The organism is Nocardioides sp. FY1077 (assembly GCF_058681775.1).
On sequence record NZ_JBZWDB010000002.1, the window covers coordinates 233,921 to 258,437 of the forward strand.

The 24,517-nt window shown below is 74.9% G+C and carries 21 protein-coding genes; 13 read left to right on the forward strand and 8 right to left on the reverse strand.

Annotated features, from left to right (window positions below):
• Window positions 1-64: 64 nt before the first annotated feature.
• The 3 genes from AC4OR8_RS06035 to AC4OR8_RS06045 all read left to right on the forward strand — a co-directional run bounded on the left by AC4OR8_RS06035 (window position 65) and on the right by AC4OR8_RS06045 (window position 4,749).
• Window positions 65-2,788 carry a LamG-like jellyroll fold domain-containing protein gene (locus tag AC4OR8_RS06035; protein ID WP_492164635.1) on the forward strand — a complete coding sequence of 908 codons (2,724 nt, stop codon included), beginning with the start codon at window positions 65-67 and terminating at the stop codon, window positions 2,786-2,788.
• Between the two features lie 112 nt (window positions 2,789-2,900).
• A complete protein-coding gene (locus AC4OR8_RS06040) occupies window positions 2,901-4,100 on the forward strand; it encodes a hypothetical protein (protein WP_492164636.1) in 1,200 nt (399 codons plus the stop codon).
• Window positions 4,101-4,104: 4 nt separating this feature from the next.
• The gene (locus AC4OR8_RS06045) at window positions 4,105-4,749 is read left to right on the forward strand and encodes a hypothetical protein (protein ID WP_492164637.1); all 645 of its coding nucleotides are present in this window, start codon (window positions 4,105-4,107) and stop codon (window positions 4,747-4,749) included.
• An 81-nt stretch (window positions 4,750-4,830) separates the two neighbouring features.
• Here the strand turns inward: AC4OR8_RS06045 and AC4OR8_RS06050 are convergent, their stop codons facing one another.
• Complete coding sequence (locus AC4OR8_RS06050) at window positions 4,831-6,003, reverse strand: pyridoxal phosphate-dependent aminotransferase (RefSeq protein WP_492164638.1); 1,173 nt, start codon at window positions 6,001-6,003, stop codon at window positions 4,831-4,833.
• Window positions 6,004-6,069: 66 nt separating this feature from the next.
• Here AC4OR8_RS06050 and pyrE point away from each other — a divergent pair, with 66 nt between their 5' ends.
• Together pyrE and AC4OR8_RS06060 are read left to right on the forward strand one after the other, a co-directional pair.
• Window positions 6,070-6,612, forward strand: a complete 543-nt coding sequence (gene pyrE / locus AC4OR8_RS06055; protein WP_492164639.1) for an orotate phosphoribosyltransferase — start codon at window positions 6,070-6,072, stop codon at window positions 6,610-6,612.
• 27 nt (window positions 6,613-6,639) lie between these two features.
• Complete coding sequence (locus AC4OR8_RS06060) at window positions 6,640-7,314, forward strand: DedA family protein (RefSeq protein ID WP_492164640.1); 675 nt, start codon at window positions 6,640-6,642, stop codon at window positions 7,312-7,314.
• Here AC4OR8_RS06060 and AC4OR8_RS06065 read toward each other — a convergent pair.
• Window positions 7,274-8,035, reverse strand: a complete 762-nt coding sequence (locus AC4OR8_RS06065; protein WP_492164641.1) for a DedA family protein — start codon at window positions 8,033-8,035, stop codon at window positions 7,274-7,276. The two genes, AC4OR8_RS06060 and AC4OR8_RS06065, sit on opposite strands and share 41 nt — an antisense overlap.
• A gap of 156 nt (window positions 8,036-8,191) precedes the next feature.
• Between AC4OR8_RS06065 and AC4OR8_RS06070 the strand changes: the two genes are divergently transcribed.
• A complete protein-coding gene (locus AC4OR8_RS06070) occupies window positions 8,192-8,860 on the forward strand; it encodes a TrmH family RNA methyltransferase (protein WP_492165307.1) in 669 nt (222 codons plus the stop codon).
• 19 nt (window positions 8,861-8,879) lie between these two features.
• Here the strand turns inward: AC4OR8_RS06070 and AC4OR8_RS06075 are convergent, their stop codons facing one another.
• Entirely contained in the window at window positions 8,880-9,167 is a 288-nt protein-coding gene (locus AC4OR8_RS06075) for a hypothetical protein (RefSeq protein WP_492164642.1), read from the reverse strand.
• 277 nt (window positions 9,168-9,444) lie between these two features.
• Window positions 9,445-9,957, reverse strand: a complete 513-nt coding sequence (locus AC4OR8_RS06080; protein WP_492164643.1) for a DUF2867 domain-containing protein — start codon at window positions 9,955-9,957, stop codon at window positions 9,445-9,447.
• Window positions 9,958-10,060: 103 nt separating this feature from the next.
• Between AC4OR8_RS06080 and fbaA the strand changes: the two genes are divergently transcribed.
• From fbaA to AC4OR8_RS06095, 3 genes are all read left to right on the forward strand, one after another.
• Window positions 10,061-11,095: a class II fructose-bisphosphate aldolase gene (gene fbaA, locus AC4OR8_RS06085; RefSeq protein WP_492164644.1), complete on the forward strand. Its 1,035-nt coding sequence runs from the start codon at window positions 10,061-10,063 to the stop codon at window positions 11,093-11,095.
• Between the two features lie 91 nt (window positions 11,096-11,186).
• Window positions 11,187-11,615 (forward strand): DUF3151 domain-containing protein, encoded by a 429-nt coding sequence (locus AC4OR8_RS06090; RefSeq protein ID WP_492164645.1) that lies wholly within the window; start codon window positions 11,187-11,189, stop codon window positions 11,613-11,615.
• Window positions 11,616-11,831: 216 nt separating this feature from the next.
• On the forward strand, window positions 11,832-12,095 hold the full coding sequence (locus AC4OR8_RS06095; RefSeq protein WP_492165308.1) for a carbonic anhydrase family protein: 264 nt from the start codon (window positions 11,832-11,834) through the stop codon (window positions 12,093-12,095).
• Window positions 12,096-12,195: 100 nt separating this feature from the next.
• Here the strand turns inward: AC4OR8_RS06095 and lysS are convergent, their stop codons facing one another.
• Window positions 12,196-13,941, reverse strand: a complete 1,746-nt coding sequence (gene lysS, locus AC4OR8_RS06100; RefSeq protein WP_492164646.1) for a lysine--tRNA ligase — start codon at window positions 13,939-13,941, stop codon at window positions 12,196-12,198.
• A 200-nt stretch (window positions 13,942-14,141) separates the two neighbouring features.
• Between lysS and AC4OR8_RS06105 the strand changes: the two genes are divergently transcribed.
• Entirely contained in the window at window positions 14,142-15,134 is a 993-nt protein-coding gene (locus AC4OR8_RS06105) for a helix-turn-helix transcriptional regulator (protein WP_492164647.1), read from the forward strand.
• 88 nt (window positions 15,135-15,222) lie between these two features.
• Here the strand turns inward: AC4OR8_RS06105 and AC4OR8_RS06110 are convergent, their stop codons facing one another.
• Window positions 15,223-16,143 carry a diacylglycerol/lipid kinase family protein gene (locus AC4OR8_RS06110; protein ID WP_492164648.1) on the reverse strand — a complete coding sequence of 307 codons (921 nt, stop codon included), beginning with the start codon at window positions 16,141-16,143 and terminating at the stop codon, window positions 15,223-15,225.
• Window positions 16,144-16,312: 169 nt separating this feature from the next.
• On the opposite strand from AC4OR8_RS06110, the gene AC4OR8_RS06115 reads away from it, so the two are divergent.
• Window positions 16,313-17,623 carry an adenylosuccinate synthase gene (locus AC4OR8_RS06115; protein ID WP_492164649.1) on the forward strand — a complete coding sequence of 437 codons (1,311 nt, stop codon included), beginning with the start codon at window positions 16,313-16,315 and terminating at the stop codon, window positions 17,621-17,623.
• A 54-nt stretch (window positions 17,624-17,677) separates the two neighbouring features.
• Here AC4OR8_RS06115 and AC4OR8_RS06120 read toward each other — a convergent pair whose 3' ends face one another.
• Window positions 17,678-19,738 carry a serine/threonine-protein kinase gene (locus AC4OR8_RS06120; RefSeq protein WP_492164650.1) on the reverse strand — a complete coding sequence of 687 codons (2,061 nt, stop codon included), beginning with the start codon at window positions 19,736-19,738 and terminating at the stop codon, window positions 17,678-17,680.
• Window positions 19,735-22,035, reverse strand: a complete 2,301-nt coding sequence (locus AC4OR8_RS06125; protein ID WP_492164651.1) for a protein kinase domain-containing protein — start codon at window positions 22,033-22,035, stop codon at window positions 19,735-19,737. The genes AC4OR8_RS06120 and AC4OR8_RS06125 overlap by 4 nt, the downstream gene beginning before the upstream one ends.
• Before the next feature lie 215 nt (window positions 22,036-22,250).
• Here AC4OR8_RS06125 and purD point away from each other — a divergent pair, with 215 nt between their 5' ends.
• Together purD and AC4OR8_RS06135 are read left to right on the forward strand one after the other, a co-directional pair.
• Window positions 22,251-23,495, forward strand: a complete 1,245-nt coding sequence (purD, locus tag AC4OR8_RS06130; protein WP_492165309.1) for a phosphoribosylamine--glycine ligase — start codon at window positions 22,251-22,253, stop codon at window positions 23,493-23,495.
• A 310-nt stretch (window positions 23,496-23,805) separates the two neighbouring features.
• Window positions 23,806-24,510 (forward strand): hypothetical protein, encoded by a 705-nt coding sequence (locus AC4OR8_RS06135; protein ID WP_492164652.1) that lies wholly within the window; start codon window positions 23,806-23,808, stop codon window positions 24,508-24,510.
• The last annotated feature ends 7 nt before the right edge of the window (window positions 24,511-24,517 follow it).

Here is a 24,517-nt window from a genome sequence, read left to right on the forward strand (position 1 = left end):
ACATGGTTCTTGACTGTGTGTGACGTGCGCCATAGCGTCGGCGTCACCCCAGTCAAGGAGCCTCATGAACCTGCCTCCCAGGCCCGCCCGCCGTCGTGCCCCGGTGCGCCCGCGCCGCACGGCCGCCCGGTCGGCGACCGCGCTCACCGCGCTGGCCGTCGCGCTGCCCGCCCTGGGCGCCGTGGCGCCGGCGTCCGCAGCCGCGTCCGCCGCCCCCGGTGACGACGTCATCGCCTGGGCGGAGGTCGAGGACGGCGTGATCGCCGGCGGTCCCGGCTTCAACTCCGGCGACCACAGCAACTTCTCCGGCCGCGGCTCCTACACGTTCCGCGAGACCGGGATGTCGTCGACGATGAGCGTGACCGCGCCCGCGGCCGGCACCTACCCGGTCTACGTGCGCTACGCCGCCGGCCCGCTCGGCCCGGACGAGAACGTCACCCGGTCGATGGGTCTGCTCACCAACGGGGGCGCCCGCCAGCAGATGCAGCTGCCGATGACCAGCACCGACAACTGGGAGGCGTGGCGGTTCGTCCGCTACGACGTGACCCTCGACGAGGGGGCCAACACCGTGGCCCTGCAGTGCGACCGCAGCGTCGACTTCTGCCGGCTCAACTTCGACGCGATCCAGGTCGGCGGCACCGCCCCCGACCCGTGCGTCGCGACGCCGACCAGCCCCGGCTACCGCAGCCTGTTCGACGGCACGTTCGCGTCGTTCGACGGGTGGCGCAAGGCCGGCGCGGGCGGCTTCGGCCGGCAGACCGACTGCACCATCTCGACCTTCGGCGGGCGCGGCGCGGAGTGGCTCACCCAGCAGCAGACCGGCCCCTACACCCTCGAGCTCGACTGGCGCCGCGAGGCCGCCGACGACGACTCCGGCGTGCACCTCGCCTCGACCAGCCGCGGGGGCGCCGACCCGGTCGGTGGCCTCAGCGTCCGGATCGGCGACGACACCGGCGCGATCCGCACGGCGTCCGGCGCCACGCAGGCCGCCGACCAGGCCGCCGTCGCCGGGGCGCTGCGCCCGGTGGGGGAGTGGAACCGCTACTCGATCCGGCTGGCCGGCTCGCAGGTCACCGTCGCCCTCAACGGCACGACGGTCAACACGTTCAGCAGCCCCCAGGCCCTGCCCACCACCGGGTACGTCGGGCTGGAGAACCGCAGCGCCGGCGACCAGGTCGACTTCCGCGACATCCAGGTGATGGGCGAGGACGACCCCGGCACCCCGGGCGAGGGGACGCCGATCCGCTACGCCTTCGACGAGGGCACGGGCACCACCGCGGCCAACACCGGCGACGACCCCACCGTCGGGTCGGCCACGCTCCAGGGCGCCACGGGGTGGACCCAGGAGGGCCGGTTCGGCCCGGCCGTGTCGCTGCCCGGCGGCGGCGCGGAGACCGGCAACCACGTCAGGCTGCCCGACGACGTGCAGGCCGGCATGGACGACGAGTTCGCCGTGTCGGTGTGGGCCCGACCCGACGACCTGCCCAACTGGGTGACGCTGCTGCAGATCGGCAGCAGCACCGACACCTTCTTCCTGCTGCAGTCCTCGACCCAGGCCGCCGGCGCCACCGGCTTCGCCGCCACCTTCAAGGCGCCGGGCTCGGCGCAGGAGCGGCTGACCCTCGGGGCGGGCAACGACCTGCCGCTGGGGGAGTGGACGCACGTCGTCTACACCCACAGCGGCACGACCGGCCGGATCTACTTCGACGGCGAGCTGCAGGCCGAGCGCACCGACTTCACCCTCGACATGGGCGACGTCGGCGTGGGTGGCTCCACCACCGCCAACTTCGTCGGCGGCACCAGCTGGCCCGACCCTCGCTACGACGGCGCGGTCGACGAGCTGCGGATGTTCGACCGCACGCTGAGCGCGGCCGAGGTGGCCGAGCTGGCGCAGGGCCCGTCGGCGGGCACCGCCCCGGTCGGGGTGGCCGACGCGTACTCCACCGAGGAGGGCGAGACCCTCGCCGTCGCCGCCCCGGGCGTGCTGGGCAACGACACCGACGCCGAGGGCGACCCCCTCACCGCGACCGGCGCCACCCAGCCCGACCACGGCCAGGTGACCCTCGAGGCCGACGGGTCGTTCACCTACGTCCCCGACGCCGGGTTCGCCGGCACCGACACCTTCACCTACACCGCGACCGACGCCACCGGCTCCTCGGCGGCCACGACGGTGACCCTCACGGTCACCGAGGCGCAGGGCCCGCCCGCGACCACCGTGGTCACCGGGTCGACGCGGGCCGTCGCGCACGGCAGGCCCTCCACCGTGTCGGTGGGGGTCGCTCCCACCCGGGGCGACAGCACCGCCACGGGGACCGTCGAGGTGCTCGACGGGGACGAGGTGCTCGGCACCGCGACACTGGCGGGTGGCGGGGCCCCGGTCGCCCTGCCGGCGAAGGCGCTCGAGCCCGGCAGCCACACCCTGGGCCTGCGCTACCTCGGCGACGCCGACCACGCGGCCTCCACGGGGTCGATCACCCTGCAGGTGCTCAAGGCGACGCCGCGCACGACGGTGCGGGCGCCCGACCGGATCGCCCAGGGCCGGCGCGCGAAGGTCACGGTGGTCCTGCGGGCCGCGGGCAGCGTGCCGGTCACCGGCCGGGTCGAGCTGACCGTCACCGGCGGTGTCGCCGGCTCAAGGACCCTCAGCGGGAAGGTGCGCGCCGGCAAGGTCGCGTTCACCCTGCCCCGGGCCACCCGCACCGGCCGGATGACGGTCGAGGCGGCCTACCTCGGCAGCAGCCTCGTCAAGGCGGCGACGAAGCGGGTCACCGTCCAGGTCGTGCGCTGAGCGTCCCCACCTCGCAGCGACGACGCGGGCCCGGAGGACCCCCTCCGGGCCCGCGTCGTCGTCCCGTCCCGGCCGATCGGCCGCTGCTGGGCGGGTCTGGGAGGATGAGCCCATGAGTGAGGCCACCCCCACCCGCCCCCGGCAGGTGACGATCGCCGGCTGGCTCATCATCCTGGGCTCCGTCGTCGTCGTGCTGTCCGTCTTCGACCGCATCTCGGGCCTGAGCTCGGTCGAGACGCGTGAGGGCATCGAGCAGTTCCTGTCCACGCCGCCCGGCGACGGGCTGGGCCTCGGCACCGAGGACGTGCTCGAGGTGCTGCGCCTGGTCGCGATGCTCACCGGCGCCTGCGCCGCGGCGTGCGCCGTGCTCGGCTGGTGGGTGCTGCAGCGCTCCCGCTCCGCCCGCACGGTGCTGTCGGTGCTGGCCGTCCCGCTGTTCCTCGGCGGCACCGTCACCGGCGGCTTCATGTCGTCGCTGGTCGCCGCCGCCATCCTGATGCTGTGGCTGCAGCCGGCCCGCGACTGGTTCGCGGGCATCAGCCCCCGCCAGCGCGACGACGAGCGCGCCGCGGCCGAGCGCCTCGACGCCGCGTCCCGCCCTGCGTCGGTGGAGCAGCCGGTCGGTGCGGCGTGGCCGTACGCCCCGGTCACCCCGCCCGACCACGGCCAGCCCCGTCCCGACGGCGGGTCGGCGCCGGCGTACCCGCAGCAGCCGCAGGGCCCGACCCCGCCGCAGCAGCCCGGTCAGCAGGCCGGTCAGGGGCCTGCGCCGTTCTCGGGCTTCGGCGACGGTCCGGCCCGGCCGACCGGCGCCACGTCGTACGCCGGCGGGCGCCCGCCCGCGCCGGCCCGCCGTCCGGCCGCGGTGGTGTGGGCCTGCTCGCTCACCTGGGCGTTCAGCGCGCTGGCGATGGTCGGGATGCTGCTGACCGCGCTGGTCGTGGCCGCCACGCCCGACGCGCTCTTCGACGAGGTCTACCGGCAGAACCCGTCGCTGGCCGACGCCGACCTCGCCCGCGGCGACGTCACGACCGCGCTCTACGTGATGGCCGCGATCGTCGTGGTGTGGTCGGTGGCGGCCTGCGTGGTCGCCGCCCTGGCCTTCCGCGGCAGCCGGCCCGCCCGCACGGCGCTGATCGTGTCGGCCGCGGCGGCCGCGGTGGTCTACGTCGCCACCGCCCTCACCAGCCTGGTGATGGCGCTGCCGCTCGCGGCGTGCGTGGCCACCGTGGTGCTGCTGGTGCGCCCGGAGGTGCGGTCGTGGTACTCCGCCGTGGGGAAGGGCGACGGCGCCCCGCCCGTGCGACGATGACGCCATGAGCGACTCGTACCCCGGCCCCTCGGGCCCGGCGAACCCCTCGAACCCCTACGGCCAGCCCGGAGGCTCGGGCCAGCCCGCCCCCTACGGCCAGGGCGGCGGCTACGGCCAGTCCGACCCGTACGGCCAGAGCAACCCCTACGGCGGCGGCGCGTACGGCGGCTCCGGCCACGGCACGCCCGGCCACGACGCCGACAAGCGGCCCGGCCGCGTCACCATCGCCGCGATCATCTCCATCGTGCTCTCCGCGCTGGCGGCCCTCCTCTTCGGCCTCCTGACCATCGCGCTGGCGGTGGCCCGCGACGACGTGATCGACAGCATCGAGTCCGATCTGCGCAACCAGGCGGGCGCCCAGGACCTGTCGGCCGACGCGTTGGCCACGGCCGCGCTGGCGGTGTGCGCGGTGATCACGGTGTGGGCGCTGCTCGCCATCGTGTTCGCGGTGATGACGCTGCGCCGCTCGAAGGCCGGGCGCATCCTGCTGGTGATCTCCGCGGCGATCACGGTGGTCTTCAGCCTGATCAGCATCGGCGCGCTCTTCCCGGTGGTGACGCTGGCGGCCGGCATCGCGGTGATCGTGATGCTGTTCACCGGCGGGGCCAACGACTGGTTCGCCCGGCGCAGCCCGTCGGCGTCGTACTGACCCGACCGACCGATCGACGACCCTCCGGGCGGCCCTGCGGGGCCGCCCGGAGGCGTCTGCGGCTGCTGCGCCGACCGCCGCTCAGCGGGCGTGCAGGTCGGCGGCGGCCAGGCGGGCGACGCCCTGCTCGACCACCTCGGTGGTCTTGCAGAAGGCCCACCGCACCAGGTGGCGTCCCGCCTCGGGGTCGGCGTAGAAGCCCTGCAGCGGCACCGCCACCACCCCCGCCCGCTCGGGCAGCGCCAGGCACAGCTCGCGCCCGTCGCGCCAGCCCAGCCCGGCGGTGTCGGTGAGCGCGAAGTAGGTGCCCTCCGGAACCCGCGGGTCGAGCCCGACCGCACGCAGCCCCTCGCAGAGCAGGTCGCGTCGCGCCTGCAGGTCGAGCGCCAGGCGGGCCGGGAACTCGGGCTCCTCGTCGAGGGCGTGGGCCACCGCGGGCTGCAGCGGCGCGCCGGAGGTGAAGGTCAGCCACGTCTTCGCCGCCATCAGCGCGCCCACCAGCTCGGCCGGTCCGGTGGCCCAGCCGACCTTCCACCCGGTCAGCGAGTAGGACTTGCCGGCGCTCGACAGGGTCAGCGTGCGCTCGGCCATGCCGGGCAGCGTGGCCAGCGGCACGTGCTCGTGGTCGTCGAAGACGAGGTGCTCGTAGACCTCGTCGGTGACGACCACCAGGTCGTGGGCGACCGCCACGTCGGCCACCACCTGCAGCTCGGCGCGGGTCAGCACCGTGCCGGTCGGGTTGTGCGGGGAGTTCAGCAGCACGACGCGGGTGCAGGGCGTGACGGCCGCGCGCAGCGCCTCCGGGTCGAGGCGGAAGTCGGGCCCGCGCAGGGTGACCGGGCGCCGCACGGCCCCGGCCACCTGGATCATCGCGTCGTAGGAGTCGTACGACGGCTCCAGCACCACCACCTCCTCGCCCGGGTCCACCAGGCCCAGCAGCGCCGCCGCCACGCCCTCGGTGGCGCCGGTGGTCACCACCACCTCGGTGTCGGGGTCGAGCTCGATGCCGTAGTGGCGGGCCTGGTGGCGGGCGACGGCCCGGCGCAGCGCCGGTACGCCGGGGCCGGGGGCGTACTGGTTGGCGCCGCCCTCCAGCGCCCGCACCGCGCGCGCGATCACCTCGGGCGGGCCGTCGACGTCGGGGAAGCCCTGTCCCAGGTTGACCGACCCCGTGGCCACCGCCAGCGCCGACATCTCCGAGAACACCGTCGGGGGGATGCCGTGCAGCCGGCGGGCCAGACGCGGTCGTGACATGCCCGCCACGCTAGCCGTACGGCTCCTGCTCAGCGGGGTCACAGGCGCAGGCGGTTGAATGGACCCGTGACCACCTCTGCGACGACCGACCCCACCCTGGCCGCCGACGTCGACGCGTGCTGCCGGCTGCAGGGCACCTTCACGCTGCGCTCGGGGCAGAGCGCCACCGAGTACTTCGACAAGTACCTCTTCGAGTCCGACCCGGCGCTGCTGGCGCGGGTGGCCCGGCAGATGGTCGGCCTGCTGCCCGACGACACCGAGCTGCTCGGCGGCCTCGAGCTGGGCGGCGTGCCGATCGCGACGATGGTCAGCAGCCTCACCGGCCACCGGGCCCTGTTCGTGCGCAAGCAGGCCAAGGAGTACGGCACCTGCAAGCTGGCCGAGGGACCCGACGTGGCCGGGCGCCGCGTCACCCTCGTCGAGGACGTGATCACCACCGGCGGTGCCGTGCGCGACGCCACCCGCGCGCTGCGGGAGGCCGGCGCGGTCGTCGAGGTCGTGGTCTGCGCGATCGACCGCAGCCCCGCGGGCAGCGACCCGCTGGCCGACGTCGGCCTCGAGGTGCGCGCGGTGCTGACCAAGGCCGAGCTCGACGCCGTCCGCGGCTGACGCCCGACCGCCGTCTAGCCTGCGACCATGCTCCGCTCCTCCCTCGCCACCGTGCTGCTGCGCGCCGCCGACGACACCACCGCCGACCTGGGCGGGTTCGCCGGGTGGGCCGTCGACGTCATGGAGAAGCTCGGGGTGGTGGGCGCCGGCGTCCTGATCGCCCTGGAGAACCTCTTCCCGCCGCTGCCCAGCGAGATCGTGCTCCCGCTGGCCGGGTTCACCGCCAGCCGCGGCGACTTCGGCCTGGTGGAGGCGATCGTGGCCACCACCATCGGCTCGGTCGTGGGCGCGCTGGTGCTCTACGGCCTCGGCGCCGGGCTCGGCCGCGAGCGCGTCTTCCGGCTCTGGAAGTGGCTGCCGCTGGTCAACGAGGGCGACTTCGTCCGCACCGAGGAGTGGTTCGCCCGGCACGGCCGCAAGGCGGTGTTCCTCGGCCGCATGGTGCCGATCTTCCGCAGCCTGATCTCCCTCCCGGCCGGCGTGGAGCGGATGCCGCTGTGGCAGTTCCTCGCCCTGACCACGGCCGGCAGCCTGATCTGGAACACCGTCTTCGTGGTCGCGGGCTACCAGCTCGGCGAGCAGTGGCGCGAGGTGGAGCCGGTGGTGTCCTACCTGCAGTACGCCGTGATCGCCGCGGTCCTGTTCGGCGTGGCGTGGCTGGTCATCCGCCGGTTGCGAGCTCGTCGGGTCCCGACGTCGTGACCGGCGACTGGCCGGCCCCGTCGGTGCCGCGGGCGCTGCCCGTGCCGTGCGCGGCGTGCTGACGGCGCGAGTGCCACCACTCGTAGGCGATCGGCACCGCGGTGAAGGCCAGGATCGCGAAGATCGCGAGGTCGATGTTGTCCTCCAGCCACGGCACGCGAGTGCCGAGCACGTAGCCCAGCGTGCTGATCGACCACACCCACGCCGCACCGCCGACCAGGCTCCAGAAGTAGAACCGGCTGCGGGCCATGCCGGTGATGCCGGCCACCACGGTGATGTAGGTGCGCACGAACGCCACGAACCGGCCGATCACCAGCGCCTTGTTGCCGTGGGTGTCGAAGAAGGCCTCGGTGTGGTCGAGGTGCTTGCGCTTGATGATGCGCCCGTCGCGCTCGCGCAGCGGCGGCCCGAGGCGGCGTCCGATCTCGTAGCCGACCACGTTGCCGGTCCACGCGGCGGCCAGCAGCAGCCCCATCGCGATGGTCATCTCCACCGGTGGTGAGCCCGGGAAGAGGTCGAGCTCGCCGGTGGCGATGAAGATGCCGAGGGCGAAGAGCAGCGCGTCGCCGGGCAGGAACGGGAAGAGCAGCCCGCACTCGACGAAGATGATGGCGATGCTGAGCCAGAACAGGGTGCTGCCGAACTCCGAGAGGAGCCAGTGCGGGTCCATGAAGTCGATGCCCAGGAACATCGGCGACACGAGCGCGAGGATCGTCGTCACCGCGCAAGCGTACCGCCGACCTCCGACGGTGAAGAGGGCTCCTAGCCGGGGGCCCGGGGCGGGCTCGTGACCGGCGACGACGCGGGCGCCGAGGACCGCGACGAGGGGCGTGCCGAGGAGCGCGCCGAGCCGCCGCGGCGGGCGCCGTACGACCCGATGCCCCACGGCCCCGCGGAGGTCGGGGTGGGACCGTGGCCGGGGGAGTGGCCGAGCGGACCGGGCGCCGAGGTGTACGACGAGCAGCTGCTCGCCGAGGGCGACCGGCGCAACGTCGTCGACCGCTACCGCTACTGGTCGATGGCCGCGATCGTCGCCGACCTCGACACCCGCCGCCACGACTTCCACGTGGCGATCGAGAACTGGCAGCACGACTTCAACATCGGCACGATCGTGCGCACCGCCAACGCCTTCCTCGCCGCCGAGGTGCACATCGTCGGCAACCGGCGGTGGAACCGGCGCGGCGCGATGGTCACCGACCGCTACCAGCACGTGCGCCACCACGAGAGCGCCGCCGACCTGCGCGTCCACCTCGACGCGCTGCCGGGGGAGCCGGCCGGCGGGCGCGTGGCGCTGCTGGGCATCGACAACCTGCCCGGCTCGGCGCACCTCGAGACGATGGCCGTGCCGCGGCGGGTGTGCTTCCTGTTCGGTCAGGAGGGCCCGGGGCTCTCGGCCGCCGCGCGGGAGGCCTGCGACGGCACCTTCTCGATCGCGCAGTTCGGCTCCACCCGCTCGATCAACGCCTCCGCCGCGGCCGCCATCGCCATGCACGCGTGGGTGCGAGCGCACGCCGACCTCGGCGACGACCGGGCCTGGCGGGGCTGAGCTGCTCGACCGGCGCGGGTCAGCGGGCGCAGGAGCCGTCGTCGCAGCCCACCCGGCCGCGGCTCACGGTGGCCGCGAGGCCGAGGGTCCAGCAGGTGGGGCAGCCGCGCCACGCGACCACCGCCGGCACCGCCAGCAGCAGCCACCACGCGCTGCGCCCGGCCAGCGCGAGCGCCACGACCACCAGCACCAGGCCCAGCACGCCGCGCACGACGTGCTCGACCACCGAGCCGCTCGCGAACAGCTCGCCCACCGGGTCGCCCTCGCCGGCCTGGTCGGCCGTGGGCGGGCGGGTTGTCGTGGTCACCTCGCCAGCCTACGGGCGGGGGGTCTCGACACCCCTCGTCGCTGGCGCTCCTCGGCACTCGACCAACGGTGGCCGTTCGTTCGTTGGTCGAGTGGCGAGCGCCAGCGAGCGTATCGAGACCCCGGAACGAGTGACGGCCGTTCGTGGGTCCGGGGAGGTCTCGATACACCTCGTCGCTGGCGCTCCTCGGCACTCGACCAACGAGGGTTCCTCACCGGTCTGGTGCGGACTTCGTTGGTCGAGTAGCGAGCGCCAGCGAGCGTATCGAGACCCCGGCTCAGCGGGCGTGGCGCAGCACGTCCTGCACGACGCGGTGGTGCACGAGCTCCATCAGGATCTCGCGGGCCGGCAGGTCGCTCAGCAGGTAGGCGCGACCGAGCAGGCCGCCGGGGGAGAAGGTGACCGAGTTCTCCACGCGGCACACCGAGCCGTCGGGGCCGGCCAGCGGCACGACGGTGGTGCGCCAGGTGACCAGCCCGGGGGCGCGCACCTCGGCGTCCATGACCAGTCGGTGGCCGGCCCCGCCGTGGGGGCCGTGGGGGCCGGCCGCGACCACGCGCCAAAAGCCGGCGGTGTCGCCGGCGCGCAGCCGCGCGTGCTCCGGCACGGGCCAGCGGCGCCCGCGACCCAGGGTGAGCCGGTCGATGCCCCCGCGCACGGCGAACGGGCGGGCGTCGACGTACCAGCGCGGCTCGCCGCCGGCGGCGACCACCGCGGCCCACGCCTGCTCGGCGCCGAGGGGCAGGTCGCTGGCGCGGGCGCTGGTGTGGAGGGTGGTCCGGCGGCTCATGCCCCGAGGCTACGGCGGCGCCGTGAACACGTCCGGGCGCGGTGTCCGCCGCACGGTCTAGGGTGGGCCGGGTCGCCGTCAGACCCCCGTCCGAGGAGAGCCCGTGCCGATCGCCACCCCCGAGACCTACGCCCAGATGCTCGACACCGCCAAGGAGAAGGGGTTCGCCTTCCCGGCGATCAACGTGTCGTCGTCGCAGACGCTCAACGCGGCCCTCAAGGGCTTCGCCGACGCCGGCTCCGACGGCATCATCCAGGTCTCCACCGGAGGGGCGGAGTACCTCTCGGGCCCCTCGGTCAAGAACATGGTCACCGGCTCGGTCGCGTTCGCCGCCTACGCCGCCGAGGTGGCCAAGGCCTACCCCGTCAACATCGCGCTGCACACCGACCACTGCCCGAAGGACAAGCTCGACGGCTTCGTGCGTCCGCTGCTCGACATCTCCGCCGAGCGGGTCAAGGCCGGCCAGGCGCCGCTGTTCCAGTCCCACATGTGGGACGGGAGCGCCGTGCCGCTGGAGGAGAACCTCCGCATCGCCCAGGAGCTGCTGGCCAAGGCCGCCGCGGCCCACATCGTGCTCGAGGTCGAGATCGGTGTCGTCGGCGGCGAGGAGGACGGTGTCGACAACGCGATCAGCGAGCACCTCTACACCACCCCCGAGGACGCGCTGGCCACCCTCGACGCGCTCGGCAACGGCGAGAACGGGCGCTACCTCACCGCGCTGACCTTCGGCAACGTGCACGGCGTCTACAAGCCCGGCAACGTCACCCTGCGCCCCGAGATCCTGAAGGCCGCCCAGGCTGCGGTCGCCGAGCGCCTCGGCCTGCCGGCCGGCGCCAAGCCCTTCGACCTGGTCTTCCACGGCGGCTCCGGCTCCACCGCGGAGGAGATCAGCGCCGCCGTCGACTACGGCGTCATCAAGATGAACGTCGACACCGACACCCAGTACGCCTTCACCCGCCCCATCGCCGGGCACATGCTCGCCAACTTCGACGGCGTGCTGAAGATCGACGGCGAGGTCGGCAACAAGAAGACCTACGACCCCCGCGCCTGGGGCAAGGCCGGCGAGGCCGGCATGGCCACCCGCGTCGTGGAGGCCTGCGAGAACCTGCGCTCCTCCGGCAAGACCGTCGGCGCCTGACCCCGCGCCCGACCCCGCGCGTGACCCCGGGCGTGACCCCGCGCCCGACCCCGGGCGGGTGGGTGTGGCGGGCCGGGACACAATGCTGCCCATGAGCCCCGTGATCCCCGGACAGGACCTGATGGCCGGTCCGCCCCCCACCCACCTGCCGCCCGACCCCGCCACCGCCGAGCTCGCCGCGGGCGGGTCGCCGGCCGACGTCGTACGCCGCCACCCGGAGTCGCCCTCGGCGTGGGCCGCGCTCGCCACCGAGGCCGCCGCCTCGGACGCCGACGCGGTCACCGTCTACGCCTACTCGCGCGTCGGCTACCACCGCAGCCTCGACCTGCTGCGCCGCAACGGCTGGAAGGGCCACGGCCCGGTGCCGTGGGAGCACGAGCCCAACCGCGGCTTCCTGGTGTGCCTGTCGCTGCTGGCCAAGTCGGCCCGCGCCATCGGCGAGACCCCCGAGTGGGAGCGCTGCCGCGACTTCCTGCGCGACTCCAGCCCCACCGGCTACGCCGCCCTGATGGCCGACTGACCCGTCCGTCGCCCTCGGGGCGCTGCTCGCCCGCGCCCCTTTCGCCTCGCCCGTTGTCGGCTGGTCGGCGCGGCGGGCCGGACGTCATACGTTGCGTGGAGTCGCTTGCACGGTGCGTATGACGTCCGGCCCCGTTGGCGCCGTGAGGTGTGGCGCACTCGCTGCGCCGTGCGTCACAACGCGCGTCGCGTCTGCAGGTGACGCCCGAGCCGCGCGATTGCGCGCCCCGGGGCCGAATGGTGCCGAGGCCGACCTCGACCTCGAGGCTCTGCTGCCCGGCTCGCTGAGCACTGGGCCTACGACGGCAGCCTGACCACCCCGCCGTGCAGCGAGGGCGTGCGCTGGATGGTGCTCGACCAGCCGGTGCGGCTCGGCACCGACCAGATCGCCGCGCTCGAGTCGGCGTACGTCGACGACAACCGGCCCGTGCAGCAGGCCGGCGAGCGCGACGCGGAGGTGCTCAGCGCCTCCGTCGACTGAGCGGCGGGACGGACTAGGAGGCGGAAGCTGCCACTCGGTGGCCGAAATTTCAGCCACCCAGAGGCGGTTTCCCCGGCCGGCCGGGGAAACCGCCCCGGCCTCAGGCAGGCGGGGTGAGCAGGCTGCGGACGGTGTCGGCGCCGAGGGCGAGGAACAGCGTGGGCAGGCGCGGGCCGCGCTCGGCGTCGACCAGCAGCTGGTAGAGCAGCCGGAAGAAGGCCTTCTGGTCGGCCTTGACCTGGTCGGTCGGGGCGTCGTCGAGGCCGAGACCGCGGGCGAGCTTCGGCACGCCGTAGACCAGCGAGGTGGTGGCGTCGAGGTCGAGGTCGTCGGGCATCCGGTCGAGCAGCTGGCGCAGCCAGAGCTCCTCGTCGTCGCTGAGGCGGGCGAGCCGCTCGAGGTCGGGCTCGGTGCGCACGGTGGTGCGCTCGGTCTCCGGCACGTACTCCGCCATCCACGTCATCGCCCGGCCCAGCCGCGGCTCGAGGTCGGCCACGGTGTCGTGCTCGTGGCCCACGTCGCGCACGATGCGGCTGACCAGCTCGGCGCTGCCGGCGGTCACGTCGGCCACCGACGACAGCAGGCGGAACGGCACCACGACCCGCGGGGTCGGCAGCGTGCCGGCCGCGGCGGTGGCGGAGGCCCGCTCGAAGGCCAGCACCTGCGCGTCGCGCTTGGCGGGGTCGGCGGCCTTGCGGGCCAGGCCGTCCCACTCGTCGTACAGGCGCACGACCTCGGGGCCGAAGTCGACGGTGAAGGCCTGCTTGGGCTGGCGGCGCACGTAGAGCCAGCGCAGCACCGGGGCCTCCAGCACCTGCAGCGCGTCGGCCGCGGTCGGCACCCCGCCGCGCGAAGACGACAGCTTCACCTGGCCGCCGGCACCGACGAAGGAGTACCCGACGAACGACGGCGCGCGGCCGTCGTACAGCTTCACCAGCTCCTTGCCGACGGTGTACGACGACCCCGGGCTGGCGTGGTCGACGCCGCCCGGCTCGAAGTCGACGCCCTCGAACGCCCAGCGCATCGGCCAGTCGACCTTCCACACCAGCTTGCCCTCGTCCTGCGTGCGCAGGTTCGTGACGCCCTCGAAGGGGCACGCGGTGCAGGTGTAGGCGAGGTCGGTGGTGTCGTCGTCGTAGGAGGTGATGATGGTGGTGTCGCGCCCGCAGTCGCGGCAGTACGGCTTGTAGGGGAAGCGGGCCAGGTCGTTGGTGGCGCCGAGACCCGACGGTGCGGCGTCCTCGCCGTCGTTGGCGACCGAGTCGGCCAGCGCTGCGGCCTCCTCGTCGCTCTCCGCCGCCTCGGTGAGCGGGGCCTGCTTGGTGCGGTAGCGCGCCATCACGCTCTCGATGCGGTCGCGCTGCTCCACGGCCCGCAGCACCTGCGCGCGGTAGGTGCCGGCGCGGTACTGCTCGGTCTGCGAGACCTCCTCCATCTCCACGCCCAGCGCGCGCAGCGAGGCCACCAGCGGCTCCTTGAAGTGCTCGGCCCACGAGGGGTGGCACTGCCACGGGTCGGGCACGCCGGACAGGGGCCGCCCGATGTGGTCGGCCCACGACGGGTCGACCCCGGCCGGCACCTTGCGGAAGCGGTCGTAGTCGTCCCAGCTGTGCAGGTGGCGCACCGGCAGCCCACGGCGCCGGATCTCCTCGGTCACGAAGTGGACGGTGAGGAACTCGCGCAGGTTGCCCAGGTGCACCGGCCCCGACGGGCTGGCGCCCGACGCGCAGGTGATGACGCGGCCCGACTCGGGGGTCCAGCCGCCCTGCTCGGCGTGCCGGACGGCGTCGTCGGCGGCCCGGGTGACCCAGTCGACCGGGGACTGCTGCGCTCCGCCTCGTGGCATGGGATGGGGCTCCTGGGTGTGGCGGTGGGATCTGACGGGATGTGGCGGTGGGTGGGCCCGGAAGGCCTCGCGCCACGCTACCGGAGCGGCTCCCGGTGCCGTCCCGGCGCCGTCCCGGTGCTCGGCGGACCTCGCCCGGACCACGCCGCACCACGCCCGGCTTCGTCCGGCAGAGGGCGCCCGCTGACCTACGATGCACTGTGCCCCGCCCCGCCTCGTCCGTGCTGTCGGCCCTGGGGTACCCCCGGCCGGTCGCCCGGCTCCACCAGGAGCTCCTGCCGCACTCCGGGCGCGAGCTGGTGTCGGTGGCCGAGGCCCTGCAGCGCACCCCGGAGGACCTGCAGCGCGCGCTGCGCCCGCTGCTCGAGGACGACCTGGTGCGCCTCGAGGACGTGCGGGTCTTCGTGACCCACCCCTCCGAGGTCGTGGTGCGGCTGCTGCACGACCAGGCGAGCGCGGTGGCCCGCAGCCAGGCGCGGCTCGAGGGGCTGGCGGCCGCCGTCCCGTTCCTCGGCGCCAGCGCCGCCCGCCCGCCCGAGGGCGAGGTGCAGGAGGTCGGCCCGCTCGACGGCGAGGTGAGCAGCGGCGGCAACCCGGTGCCGCTGCTGACCTCGTTGATCCGTGACAGCACCGGCGACCTGCTGTGGCTGCGGCCCGACCAGTGGCGCCGCCCGGCCGAGGACTTCATGGGCGAGGTGGTGGGCCAGGTCGTGGCGCAGGGCCGCGCCTCGCGGGCCGTCTACCCGGTGCGGGCGCTCACCGAGGCGCGCGACACCCTCAACCACCGCGCCGAGCTCGGCGAGGTGATCCGCGTGCTGCCGGCGGTGCCGACCCGGATGTTCATCATCGGCACCACCCACGCCGTGCTGCCCGAGCCGCTGGGGTTCGTCGACGAGCCCCGCTCGCTTGTGCGCCAGCCCGGGCTGGTCGCGGCGCTCACCTTGTGGTTCGAGGCGCTGTGGGACCGCGCCGCGCCGGTGACCGCGCTGACCGGGGGCGTGGAGCCGCGTGCCGACCTGCAGCGCTTCCTCGTGCAGCAACTGGCCGCCGGGCAGCAGGACGAGCAGATCGCGCGCCGCCTCGGCCTCAGCCTGCGCACGGTGCGCCGCCGGGTCGCCGACCTGATGGCCGAGCTGGGGGCCGAGTCGCGCTTCCAGGCCGGCGTCGAGGCGGCCCGCCGCGGCTGGATCTGACCCGCGGCCCCGGCGCGTCGGGCTTCAGGTGCGTCGGGCTTCAGGTGCGTCGGGCTTCAGGTGCGGCGGGCTTCAGGTGCGGCGGGCTTCAGGTGCGGCGGGGCAGCACCATCGAGTAGGCGCCGCTCTCCACGTGCCAGGTGCGCTGGCGCTCGGGGCCGTAGATCTCGCCGTCGGCGCTGCAAAAGAACGGCTCGCCCGCGATCGAGACCGTCGAGCCCTTGAGCATCAGCACGTCGTCGCGCTCCTCGTGGGTGCCGCGCACCAGCTGCGCGACGTACCCCACCCGCGCCAGCGGCCCCACCGCGAGGGAGACCATCACGTCGAGCTGGCCGTCGGTGGTGACCGCCTCGGGGTTCAGGGAGGTGCCGCCGCCGACGTCGGAGCCGTTGCCGACCGCCACCATCAGCACCGGGCGGTCGAGGTCGACGACGCACTCGCCGTCCACCTCCACCCGCAGCCGCACGAACGGCGGCTTGTACGACGCCAGCGCGGCGCCGATCGGGTAGCCGAGCTTGCCGAGGTTGAGCCGGCCCACGCCGACCGCGCCGAGCCGGCTCTTCCAGCGCGAGGCCCGGCGGCTGGCCTGGGCCCCGGCGCCGGCGTGCACGTTGTTGACCACGATCTCGCCGACCTCGTCGACGATCAGGTCGACGCGGCGCACCTCGCCCTCCAGCAGCACCCGGGCGGCGTCCTCGATGTCGAGGGGAATGGAGTTGCCGCGGGCGAAGTCGTTGCCGGTGCCGAGCGGGAGCAGGCCGAGCACGGCGTCGTGCAGCTCGTTGCGCCGGTGCAGGGCCGCCACGACCGCGTGCATGCTGCCGTCGCCGCCGGCCACCACGATGCGTCGCGTGCCGGCGCGGTGGAGCACGCCGTTGAGCTCGCCGGGGTCGGCGGTGCCGGCGACCTCCACCGAGGTCTCCGCGCGCAGGACCTCCAGCGCCAGCTCGAGCGTCTCCTCGCCAGCGGGGCCGGCGTCGCTGTTGATGATGACGAGAAGGGGCTCCACGCCAGCGACAGTAGTGGAGGCGGGCCCCCGGCGGGGGCGGTACGCCGCCCCGTAGCCGGCCCCGCGGCCGGCCCCGCCGCTGCGGTAGCGTGTGCCCGCGAAAGCTCCGGTGCTCCCGTGCCCGGGGCCTTCTGCATTCCCGAGCAGTCCAGCACGCCTAGCAGCGGAAGTGAGCGAGCAGATGCCCGCGATCGCCATCATCGGTGCCCAGTGGGGTGACGAGGGGAAGGGCAAGGCCACCGACCTGCTCGGCTCCAGCGTCGACTACGTCGTGAAGTTCAACGGCGGCAACAACGCCGGGCACACCGTCGTCATCGGCCAGCCCGACGGCAGCGAGGAGAAGTACGCCCTCCACCTGCTGCCCAGCGGCATCCTGACCCCCGGCTGCACCCCGGTGATCGGCAACGGCGTGGTGATCGACCTCGGCGTGCTGTTCGAGGAGATCGACGGCCTCGAGGCCCGCGGCGTCGACACCAGCCGGCTCGTCGTCAGCGCCAGCGCCCACGTCATCGCCGACTACAACCGCACCGTCGACAAGGTCACCGAGCGCTTCCTCGGCTCGCGCCGCCTCGGCACCACCGGGCGCGGCATCGGCCCGACGTACGCCGACAAGATGAACCGCATCGGCATCCGCGTGCAGGACCTCTTCGACGAGAAGATCCTGCGCCAGAAGATCGAGGGCGCCCTGGAGCTGAAGAGCCAGGTGCTGACCAAGATCTACAACCGCCGCGCCCCCTCGGTCGACGAGACGCTGGAGGAGCTGCTGCAGTACGCCGAGCGCCTCGGCCCGATGGTCGCCGACACCGGCCTGCTGCTCAACCAGGCCCTCGACCGCGGCGAGACCGTGCTGCTCGAGGCCGGCCAGGCCACGCTGCTCGACGTCGACCACGGCACCTACCCGTTCGTCACGTCGTCCTCGGCCACCGCCGCCGGCGCCTGCACCGGCTCCGGCATCCCCCCGATGCGCATCGACCAGGTCGTCGGCATCGTGAAGGCCTACACGACCCGCGTCGGCGAGGGGCCGTTCCCCACCGAGCTGTTCGACGACTCCGGCGAGCACCTGCGCAAGGTCGGCGCCGAGTACGGCACCACCACCGGCCGTCCGCGTCGCTGCGGCTGGTACGACGCGGTGATCGCCCGCTACGCCGCCCGGGTCAACGGCGTCACCGACTTCGTGCTCACCAAGCTCGACGTGCTCACCGGCCTCGAGCAGGTGCCGGTGTGCGTCGCCTACGACGTCGGCGGCGTGCGCCACGACGAGATGCCGGTCAACCAGACCGACTTCCACCACGCCGTGCCGATCTACGAGTACCTGCCCGGCTGGTGGGAGGACCTCGGCGGCTGCCGCACCTTCGAGGACCTGCCGGCCAACGCGCAGGCGTACGTCAAGGCCGTCGAGGCCATGTCGGGTGCCCGGATCTCCGTGGTCGGCGTCGGGCCCTCGCGCGACGCCACCGTGGTGGTGCACCCACTGGTCTGAGCCGGCCGCGCTGGGGGTGCCGGGGGCCCCGGCGACGCCAGGGGCGGCCGGGGCTCAGTACTGGCGCTCGCCCTCGGTGACCCGGTCGGCGGCGGCGATCACGGGCTCGGCGTCGACGAGCCGCCAGGTCGCGGCCGTGAGGTCGGCGGAGCCGTCGGCCTGGTCGAGGACGACGGCGCGCGGCGCCTCGACGCCGTCGATCGCCACCACCTCGTCGTCGCCGTCACCGTCGACGTCGGAGACGACGGCGTGCGCGGCGTAGGTGTCGGAGCCGCGGGCGCCGCCGGCCAAGGACGTCTCGTCGCCGAGGCCGTCGTCCCACGACCACGCCGTCACCGACAGGTCGGTGCCGACGTGCACGAGCGTGTCGACGCCGTCACCGTCGAGGTCGGCGAGGCGGAAGCCGCCCGTGGCGAGCTGCAGGTCGTCGAGCACCAGCGCCTCGTCCACCTGCTCGAACCGGTCGCCCCGGGACAGGAAGCCCCGCAGCGCGGTGGCCTGGTCGAGGGTGTCGACCGCCACCAGGTCGTCGAGGCCGTCGCCGTCGAGGTCGCCGACCGCCCAGGTGGTGATCGACCGCCTGACCTTCTCGTCCTCGAGCCACGACGTCTCGCGCTGCCACCCGCCGTCCTCGGCGCTCAGCATCGTGGTCACCGCGACGGTGTCGTCGCGGCTGGTGGCCACCGCCAGGTCGTCGCGACCGTCGCCGTCGAAGTCGCCCAGGGCGGCGGTGCCGGTGCCGTAGTCGAAGGTGCCGACCTCGTCGGCCGCGGGCACCACCATCAGCGTGCTCGTGCGCGCCCCCTCGTCGGAGCCCGCGCCGGTCCCGGCGGCGGCACCCGGGGCGACCGCGACCCGCAGGCTCGACCGCTCACCGTCCACGGTCACCTGGTCGAGCACCCCGTCGCCGTCCACGTCGCCGACGACGGTGCGCGGGTTGACCTGCTCGACCCGCTCCGCGCCGACGAAGCCCGACCCGTCGGAGCGCTGCAGCCGGCCGCCGTCGAGGGCGAGCAGCAGCAGGTCGCCGAAGCCGTCGCCGTCGACGTCCCCGCGCACGGCGGGGTCGGTCAGGGCGGCCGCGGGCTCCCCGGTGGGGTCGGGTCCAGGGGGTGCGGGGTCGTCGCCGGCGGGTCGCAGCAGCACCGCCGCGGTGACCGCCCCGGCGCCCACGGCCACCCCCAGGCCGGCGGCGAGCAGGGTGCGCCCGCGGCGGCCGGAGCGCACGGGGGGCGGGGGGCGCAGCGCGGGGCCCGACCCGGTCGAGCGGGTGTCGCCGGCGAGGCGGCGCAGGTCCTCGCGCAGCTCCGCGGCGCTGGCGTGGCGGTGGGCGGGGTCCTTGGCCAGCGCCCGCGCGAGCACCGGGTCGAAGGCCGCCCGCGCCGGATGGCCCTCGGGCAGCTGCGGCACCGGGGCCGAGACGTGCGCCATCGCCACCTGCACGTCGCTGCCGGCGTACGGCGGGTGCCCCGTGAGCGCCTCGTGGAGGAGGCAGCCGACGGCGTACACGTCGCTGGCGGGGGTGGCGGGCTCGCCACGGGTGAGCTCGGGGGCGAGGTAGCTCCACGTGCCGGCCACGGCGCCGGGCGCGGTGAGGCCGCTCGACTCGGTGAGGGCGACCCCGAAGTCGCAGAGGTAGACGTGCGGGCGGTCGAGCCGGTCGTCGCGCAGCAGCACGTTGGCCGGCTTCACGTCGCGGTGCACCACCCCCACCGCGTGGGCGGCGACCAGGGCGTCGCAGACCTGCGCGACGACGGTGGCGGCCAGCTCGGGGCGCAGCGGACCGCCGGCGCCGATCAGGCGGCCGAGGTCACCGCCGGTGGCCAGCCGGGTCACCAGGTACGGCGACCCGGCGTGCTCCCCGTGCTCGTAGATCGAGATGACGTGGGGGGAGTCGAGGCGCGCCAGGACGGCGGCCTCGCGCTGGAAGCGCGCGTGGAACGACGCCGAGTCGGCGAGCGCCCCGCGCACGACCTTGATCGCCACCCGGCGACCCAGCCCGAGGTCGGTCGCGGCGAACACCTGGCCCATGCCGCCCACCCCGACCACGGCGTCGATGCGGTAGCCACCGAGCACGCTCCCGACCCGCAGCGGGCCGGACACCTCCGCCGTCACGGGACGGTCGGACCCATCACGTTCTGCTCCAGTCGGTAGGTCAGGTCGGCCTTCCACGTGGCCCACTCCTCGACCGCGCCGAACCGCTCGCCGTCGGAGCGCACGACCAGCACCTTCGCGGTGCGGTCGTCCTGGGGCCCGACGGCGAGGAGGTCGACCCTGCCGTCGCCGTCGACGTCGCTCAGCGTGAAGCGGGCCTGCAGGTCGCCGCCGTCGCCGGTGATGGAGTCGATGACGCCCGCCCCGACCGGTTGGCCGAGCTCGCCGTCCTCCACGTCGGTCACCGACACGTCGAAGTAGTCCCCGCCGGTGCCCGAGACCGAGACCAGCTCGTCGTCGCCGTCGCCGTCCACGTCGCCGGCCAGCGAGGCGATGTCGAAGGAGTCGGCGCTGCGGGTCGTGGTGCCGTCGTCGAACCCGTCGCCCGTGCCGAGGTAGAGCGTGCTGACCAGCTCGACGTCAGCGGCCGTGGGGTCGGTGCTGGTGCCGACCACCACGTCGAGCAGCCCGTCGCCGTCGTAGTCGCCGGCCTCGACGCTCGGCGTCAGGTCGACGCCGGGTCCTTCGACCTCCATCAGGGGCTCGGCCTCCCCGAACCCCTCCTCGCCCTTGCCGTGGGCCACGAAGAACTCGTAGGGCCGGTCGCGCTCCCACGCCATCAGGAGCAGGTCGTCCTGCTCGTCGCCGTCCACGTCGCCGACGTACGGCGTGATGTTGCGGGCGTCGCTGGGGCGGTCGATGTTGAACCCGAACTCACCGCCGGCGGCGAGCCCCGCAGCGACGTAGATGCGCCGCTCGCGGCCGGCCGGCACGTAGACCGACACCACCTCCGCGACGTCGTCGCCGTCCACGTCGGCGGGGGCGATGGTGCGCAGGGTCCGCTGGCCCACCGCGAACTGCCGGGGCTCGTTGCCGACGAGCTGCTCGCCGTCGGAGAGGAAGCTCTTCGAGAAGATGCTGTAGGTGGCGCCGTCGGCCACGGGGTAGATCGACACGGCGTCGCCGAGGCCGTCGCCGTCGATGTCGCCGGCGACCGGGCCCGTGACCTCCGGGTCGGCCCCGCCGGTCGCCCCGTCGGTCTCGCCGTCGGTGCTGCCCTCGGTGTCCCCGTCAGGGTCGTCGGCGCGCTCGGGGGACTCGTCGGTCCACGGGCTCGCCACCGCCAGGCCCACGCCGCCGCCGACCAGCGCCAGCACGAGCACGGCCAGCAGCGCGAGGACCAGCCTGCTCGGGCCGCGTCGGCCCTGTCCGCCGGACGAGCCGTGGGCGTGCGACCCGCCCGTCGACCCGCCCGAGCCGCCCGTCGAGCCACCGCGGGCGCCGGCGTGCGAGCCGCCGGAGGAGCCCCCGGCCGCAGCTGCCGCGGCTGCGGCTGCGGCTGCGCCCGACGGCGACGACGGCGCGGAGCCGGTGCGCGGCGCGTTCGCCGGCACCTGGCGCGGCCGCACGCCCGACGACGGGGTGCCGGCAGCGGCCAGCAGGTCCTGACGCATGCTCTCGGCGTCGGCGTAGCGCGAGGCGGGGTCCTTGGCCATCGAGCGCTGCAGGACCGCGTTGGCCCAGCGGGTGAACGCGTCGTCGCCCTCGAGCTGCGGCAGCGGCGCGTTCTGGTGGGCGATGGCGATCTCGACGTCGGAGCCGCCGTACGGCGCGACGCCGGTGAGCGCGGCCCAGAACAGGCAGCCCAGCGAGTACAGGTCGGAGGCCGCCGTGGCCTCGCGCCCCTCGCCGCACTCGGGGGAGAGGTAGCTCCAGGTGCCGGCCACCGCGCCGGGGGCGGTCATGTGGTCGGTGTCGGTGTCGGCGCGGGCGATGCCGAAGTCGCAGAGGTAGACGTGGAGGTCGGTGGCGGTGGCGTCGCGCAGCAGGACGTTGCTGGGCTTGATGTCGCGGTGCACCACGCCGGCGCGGTGGGCGTCGGCGAGCGCGTCGGCCACCTGGGCGCACAGGGTGGCGGCCAGCTGCGGCGGCATCGGGCCGCGGGCGCGCAGCTGGGCGCCGAGGTCGCCGCCGGCGACGTACTGGGTGGCGATGTAGGGGCAGCCCTGCTCCTCGCCGTGGTCGAAGATCTCGATGACGTGGGGGGAGGCCAGCCGGGCCAGCAGGGTGGCCTCGCGGTCGAAGCGGCGCAGGAACTCCTCGGACTCGCCGAGCTCGGCCGAGACCACCTTGAGCGCCACGCGCCGGTCGAGGCTCAGGTCGGTCGCGCCGAGCACGACCCCCATGCCGCCGTGCCCGATGTGGTCGTCGATGCGGTAGCGACCGAACTGGTCGCCCACGCGGGGGAGGTCTGCCATGGGCCCCTCCTTCCCCCCAGCGCCCCGGTCGAACCGCCCCGGGGCCACCCCGTGACCACCCCGTGACCACCCCGCCGCCCACCCCGCCGCCCACCCCGGCGAACCGCTCCGGCCGCGGGGGCCCGATCGCACTAGGCTCGTGGCCCGTGAGCCCCACCGAGCCGACCGCGCCCACGCCCCACCAGGGCGTCCCGTCCCCGGTGCCGACCGGGCCGCTGACCTGCCTGGTCGTCGGTCCCGGCGGACGTGAGCACGCCCTCGCCCGGGCGCTGGCCCAGGACGCCGGCGTCGCGGCGGTGCACGCCGCCCCCGGCAACCCCGGCACCGCCGCGGTCGCCACGCTGCACGACGTCGACGCCCTCGACGGGCAGGCCGTGGCCGACCTCGCGGTCGCGCTCGGCGCCGACCTCGTCGTCGTCGGACCGGAGGCGCCGCTCGTGGCGGGCGTGGCCGACGCCGTCCGCGCCCGCGGCATCGCGGTCTTCGGGCCGTCGCGGGCCGCGGCGGCGCTCGAGGGGTCGAAGGCGTTCGCCAAGGACGTGATGGCCGCGGCCGGCGTGCCGACCGCCGCCGCCCGCCTCTGCACGAGCCCCGACGAGGTCGCCGCGGCGCTCGACGCCTTCGGCGCGCCGTACGTCGTGAAGGACGACGGCCTGGCCGCCGGCAAGGGGGTGGTGGTCACCAGCGACCGCGACGAGGCCCTCGCCCACGCCGCCCAGTGCGAGCAGGTGCTCATCGAGGAGTACCTCGACGGCCCCGAGGTCTCGCTGTTCGCCCTGACCGACGGCACCACCGTCTACCCGCTCCAGCCCGCGCAGGACTTCAAGCGCATCGGCGACGGCGACGAGGGCCCCAACACCGGCGGCATGGGCGCCTACACGCCGCTGCCCTGGGCGCCCGACGACCTGGTCGACGACGTGCTCGCCACCGTGCTGCAGCCGACCGTCGACGAGATGGCCCGTCGCGGCACGCCGTTCTCCGGCCTCCTGTACGCCGGCCTCGCGCTCACCTCCCGCGGCACCCGCGTGGTGGAGTTCAATGCCCGCTTCGGCGACCCCGAGACCCAGCCGCTGCTCGCCCTGCTCGACTCCCCGCTCTCGCCGCTGCTGGTGGGCGCCGCCACCGGCACGCTGGCCGACGTGCCGCCGCCGTCGTGGCGCCCCGGCGCCGCTGTCGGCGTCGTCGTGGCCAGCCGGGGCTACCCGGAGTCGTCGTCGTCGGGCGACCTGATCACCGGCATCGACGCCGCCGAGGCCCTCGACGACGTGCACGTCGTGCAGGCCGGCACGGCCCTGCGCGACGGTGACCTGGTCACCGCCGGCGGGCGGGTCCTGGCCGTCGTCGCCACCGGCCCCGACCTCGCCGCCGCCCGCCGGGCGGCCTACCAGGGGGTCGCCGCGGTCGACTTCCCCGGCGCCCAGCACCGCACCGACATCGCCCTGCGCGCCGCCGAGGGCTGACCCGGGACCGTCGTCCGGCGTAGTACACGGAGGGGCACAGGTGTGCCCCTCGGTGCACCAGCGGGGAGGGGTCGGGGGGAGGGGCCGCCCCTTCACCGGTCGAGCAGAGCCGCCCCTCTCGTTGGTCGAGTAGGGCCCGCTAGGGCTCGTATCGAGACCCCGCTCCTTCGTTGGTCGAGCAGGCCCCGCCAGGGCTCGTATCGAGACCCTCTCGACCCACCGCCCGTCCACAGCAGCAGCCGACCCGCACCCGTCCACAGCCCAGCCACCACGACCCGCGCCCGGGTCGCCGGCGGCCTACGGTCGGCCGATGACGGCGACGACGACGGTGACCGGGCGTGAGGCCACGTTCCTGCTGGGCTCGGCGGGGCTGACCGCGCGCTCGGCCCGGCGGGTGCTCGACGCCGGGCTGGCGGGGCGGCCCCTGCGCACCAGCGCGGGCTGCTGGTACGACCGGCGTCGCGTGCTGGCGCTGCTCGACCGCCCCGAGCTCGCCGACGAGACGGTCGACGAGGCGTGCCCCGCGGGGGCGTTCGTGTCGCGGCGGGCGGTGGCGGTCGACCAGCCGTGGGGCGCCCTCGTCGGCGAGCTGTCCGGCGGCTGGCCCCTCTCGCTCTGGACCCGGCTTCTCCTCGGCCACCGCATCGCCCAGCACGGCCCGCTCCCGTTCGTCGCGACCGTGGCCGGCTACGTCGTGGCCGGCGCCGACCTCGTGGCGACCCGGGGCGAGCCGCCCGCACAGCCGTCTGGGGCCGTTCCCGAGCAGGTCGACGGACAGGTCGAGCAGCAGGTCGACGGACAGGTCGAGCAGGAGCCGAGGGCCGGGCGACGTCCGCCGTGGCCCACGACCCGGCTCGAGCTGTCGGCCCCGGGCGCGTGGTGGTCCACGTTCCGCGAGACGCGGCTGACGACGGGGCCCGGACCGGCCTGGGTGGTCTGGGGGTGGCGCCCGCTGGCCGCCCCGGGCAGCCGCGGCCGTGCGGGCGAGCCGGGCCGGCGCACCGTGGGAGGATGAGGCACGT